The organism is Anaeromusa sp., assembly GCF_028691475.1.
GTDB lineage: Bacteria > Bacillota > Negativicutes > Anaeromusales > Anaeromusaceae > Anaeromusa.
Map to the genome: position 1 here is coordinate 1 of NZ_JAQUZF010000192.1, position 3,180 is coordinate 3,180.

Here is a 3,180-nt window from a genome sequence, read left to right on the forward strand (position 1 = left end):
AATGGCGGAGAGGGTGGGATTCGAACCCACGGTCCCGGTTAAGGGACACTTGATTTCGAGTCAAGCACCTTCGACCACTCGGACACCTCTCCAAATGCTATTTTTTACGCCGTTGCCGAAAGAATTCTTTCATAATGCCAGCGCATTCTTCCTGCCGCACTCCGGAGGTAACCTCTAACGAGTGGTTCAATGCAGGATGTTGTACGATATTGAACAAAGACTCCACAGCGCCAGCTTTAGCGTCCGCGCTTCCATAGACAAGGCGCGTAACACGGCTATTCACGAGGGCTCCCGCACACATCGAACACGGCTCAATTGTAACATAAAGCGTTGTCCCAGTCAAACGCCAGCGAGACAGTTTCTCGCAGCCTTGGCGGATCGCCAGCATCTCTGCATGCGCGGTACCGTCATGGCCGGTTTCGCGAAGATTGTGCGCCGCCGCCACTACTTGACCTTCATAGACCAATACCGCCCCGATGGGGATCTCTCCTTTTTCGGCGGCTTTACGCGCTTCTTCCAAAGCCAAGCCCATGTAATAGTCATCCTGTTCCTGCTGCAACATAGCCAGCCTCCGTTTTCATGCTGGGGGTATTATAAAATACCCTTTTTCTCTTGTCAAGAAGACAGGTCAAAAAGCTGTTCCTCTTGTAAGAGTACAATTTGATTTCCCTCCATAGAAATCAACTTACGTTTTTTGAAATCGCTCAGCGTACGACTCAAGGTCTCCCTTGAGGTTCCCATCAAACCGGCTAGTTCCTGCCTAGACTCCGGGAGATCCAGAAGAGGCTTCCCTGCTGCGTCGCATTTCCCCTGTTCTCGGCTCAAACGCAGCAATAATTCCGCCGTTCTAGCAGGCACATCTTGCAGCGCTAATTCTTTGATCTTTTGCTGAGCATACAGTAAGCGCTGACTCAAAGAGCGAATCAAGAGCAATGCTAAGGCGTTATTTTCCAAAATCAAGAGTTCTAAGTCCTCATTGCGAATCAAGCCAATCCGACTGTCTTCTACCGCTACCGAAGTAGCTGGATAGGGCAGATGGTTAAACAAGAGCACTTCCGCAAAAATCTCTCCAGCCTTTAGAAATTTGATAATATGTTCCCGCCCATCCTCCGCCGTTTTGACAATTTTCACTCGCCCTGTGCGCACAAAATGAAGCCCTTGCCCTGGTTCTCCTTCCATAAAAATGCTTTCGCCCTTTTTATAAGTCCGCTCCAAAACCACCGTATTAATACGCTGTAGAACCTCTGGCGGCAAATCGCTAAACAGCGGTACCTGTTTCAAATATTCCATTCCTCATCCCTGCCGTTTCCTTCATTTAGTTGCTGTCCCTAGCCAAACATGTTAGAATGACTTTAATGTTTCATCTATTCTTGCATGAAAATTTCGAGGAGGCATCTATGAAATACCTGGATACGCTAATCCGCATGTTATCTATCTGCAAATACGGATTAGTCATCGGCTATGTGTACGCCGCTTTTGTCCTAATCTACCAAGATTACGACATAACCACTCTTTTTCTGGTTTCCTTTGCTTATCTTTTCGTCGTTGCCATCTTCGCTTTCTTTGAGCGTCAGTTGCGCAAACGCTACGATTCTATCTGCGCCAAGTTAAATTCTTAAGAAGGCTGTGCAACGCTGCAACTCTGTCGTTTATACAAAATTCGCGACAGCTTATCCAAACCCTGTTTTTTAGCTCAAAATTTGCATAAGATAAATCAAAACTGCCGTTAGTAAGCAAGCATGCTCGCTTACTAACGGCAGTTTTCGCATTGATTACACCTGGTTTTCTAACAAGTCTTTGTTTTTTAAAGCGCGCCCGCATCCAAGAAGTAAGCCTACGCCTAAAAACGTAGATATTAAAGAAGCAAGAAGGATCGCCAATTTAGCCGATTCCAAAAAACGCACTTCCACAAAAGCCAAATTAGCAATAAAGATAGCCATCGTAAACCCAATGCCTGCAAAACATCCCGCCGACCACATCTGCCGCCAAGACATACCATTAGGCCGTTCGGCAACGCCCAGCTTCTCCAAAAGCCAGCAAACACCTACAATTCCAACAGGCTTTCCCAGAGAAAGCCCTGCAATGATTCCTAACGACAATGGCTCGGTCACACTCCCTAATAGTTCCGGCTGAATGGTTACCCCCCCATTGGCCAAAGCAAACAACGGCAAAATGGCATAGGCAACAGCCGGATGCAGCGCATGCTCCAGCCGCTGCAAGGGGGTCCCTGCATCACGATACAGTTTAGCAATCTGGGCCAATACATCATGATAGACTGGATCTGCTAAAACCTTTTTTTCTGAAGAAACTAAGGTTTGCAACTTGCGCGTCAGCGCATCGCCTTTTTCCGCCGCCTTAGCCCTAGAAATGCGGGTGTGCACCGGAATAGCAAAGGCAGCCAGCACGCCTGCCAAAGTAGCATGTACGCCGGAAAAAAGGATCGCTCCCCACAGCAACACCGCCAACCCTAAATAAGAACTTACATTCCGCACTCCAGAACGATTTAAATAGAGCATGAACGCAAAAATACCCGCACCAGCTCCCAGCCATCCCCATACTGGCGCCGGGGAATAAAACAGTCCAATTAACAAAATCGCCCCGATGTCATCCACAATAGCTAGCGCCGTCAGAAAAATTTTCATCGTAACCGGCACCCGCTTTCCTAGTAAAGACAAAACGCCCAAAGCAAATGCGATATCTGTCGCCGTAGGAATTGCCCAACCTCTTACGGTCTCTGGGCTGCCAACTTGAAGTGCTGCAAAAAGAACTGCAGGCATAATCATGCCGCCCGCGGCGGCTGCCACCGGAAATAAGGCTTTACGCCAAACCGACAGTTCTCCTACGAGAAGTTCTCTTTTTATTTCTAAGCCGATCAGAAAAAAGAAAATTGCCATCAAACCGTCATTGAGCCAATGGTGTAAACTTTTCTTCAAAACAAAACCGTCCAGAAAAACTCCCAAATACGATCCTTCCCACAATGCATAATACTGCTCTGCAAAACTGGAATTAGCCCAAACCATGCCAATAACCAAAGCTACTAAAAGAAGATTCCCCCCTAACGAGTTCGCTTGCATAAACTTTTTAAAAGGTTCAGTCACAATATATTGCAACTGCCTCGCAATCCGCAATTTCAAGCGGCTTCTACGCATACCGCCACCTCCAAGCTATTTTCGCTCCCAA

The 3,180-nt window shown here is 47.4% G+C and carries 4 protein-coding genes and 1 tRNA gene; 1 reads left to right on the plus strand and 4 read right to left on the minus strand.

What is annotated here, in order from left to right:
* Positions 1-2: 2 nt before the first annotated feature.
* From PHF27_RS14035 to PHF27_RS14045, 3 genes are all read right to left on the minus strand, one after another.
* Positions 3-92, minus strand: a tRNA-Ser gene (locus PHF27_RS14035).
* Between the two features lie 5 nt (positions 93-97).
* Positions 98-562 carry a tRNA adenosine(34) deaminase TadA gene (tadA, locus tag PHF27_RS14040; protein WP_300071416.1) on the minus strand — a complete coding sequence of 155 codons (465 nt, stop codon included), beginning with the start codon at positions 560-562 and terminating at the stop codon, positions 98-100.
* 53 nt (positions 563-615) lie between these two features.
* Complete coding sequence (locus tag PHF27_RS14045; RefSeq protein ID WP_300071419.1) at positions 616-1,290, minus strand: Crp/Fnr family transcriptional regulator; 675 nt, start codon at positions 1,288-1,290, stop codon at positions 616-618.
* 107 nt (positions 1,291-1,397) lie between these two features.
* On the opposite strand from PHF27_RS14045, the gene PHF27_RS14050 reads away from it, so the two are divergent.
* Positions 1,398-1,619, plus strand: coding sequence for a hypothetical protein (locus tag PHF27_RS14050; RefSeq protein ID WP_300071422.1), 222 nt, complete (start codon positions 1,398-1,400; stop codon positions 1,617-1,619).
* Between the two features lie 153 nt (positions 1,620-1,772).
* Here PHF27_RS14050 and nhaA read toward each other — a convergent pair whose 3' ends face one another.
* Positions 1,773-3,149: a Na+/H+ antiporter NhaA gene (gene nhaA, locus PHF27_RS14055; RefSeq protein WP_300071425.1), complete on the minus strand. Its 1,377-nt coding sequence runs from the start codon at positions 3,147-3,149 to the stop codon at positions 1,773-1,775.
* Positions 3,150-3,180: the final 31 nt, after the last annotated feature.

Excerpts from the sequence above, each read along its gene's own strand:
- tadA (WP_300071416.1), bottom strand. The coding sequence starts at position 562 with ATGTTGCAGCAGGAACAGGATGACTATTACATGGGCTTGGCTTTGGAA.
- PHF27_RS14045 (WP_300071419.1), bottom strand. The coding sequence starts at position 1,290 with ATGGAATATTTGAAACAGGTACCGCTGTTTAGCGATTTGCCGCCAGAG.
- PHF27_RS14050 (WP_300071422.1), top strand. The coding sequence starts at position 1,398 with ATGAAATACCTGGATACGCTAATCCGCATGTTATCTATCTGCAAATAC.
- nhaA (WP_300071425.1), bottom strand. The coding sequence starts at position 3,149 with ATGCGTAGAAGCCGCTTGAAATTGCGGATTGCGAGGCAGTTGCAATAT.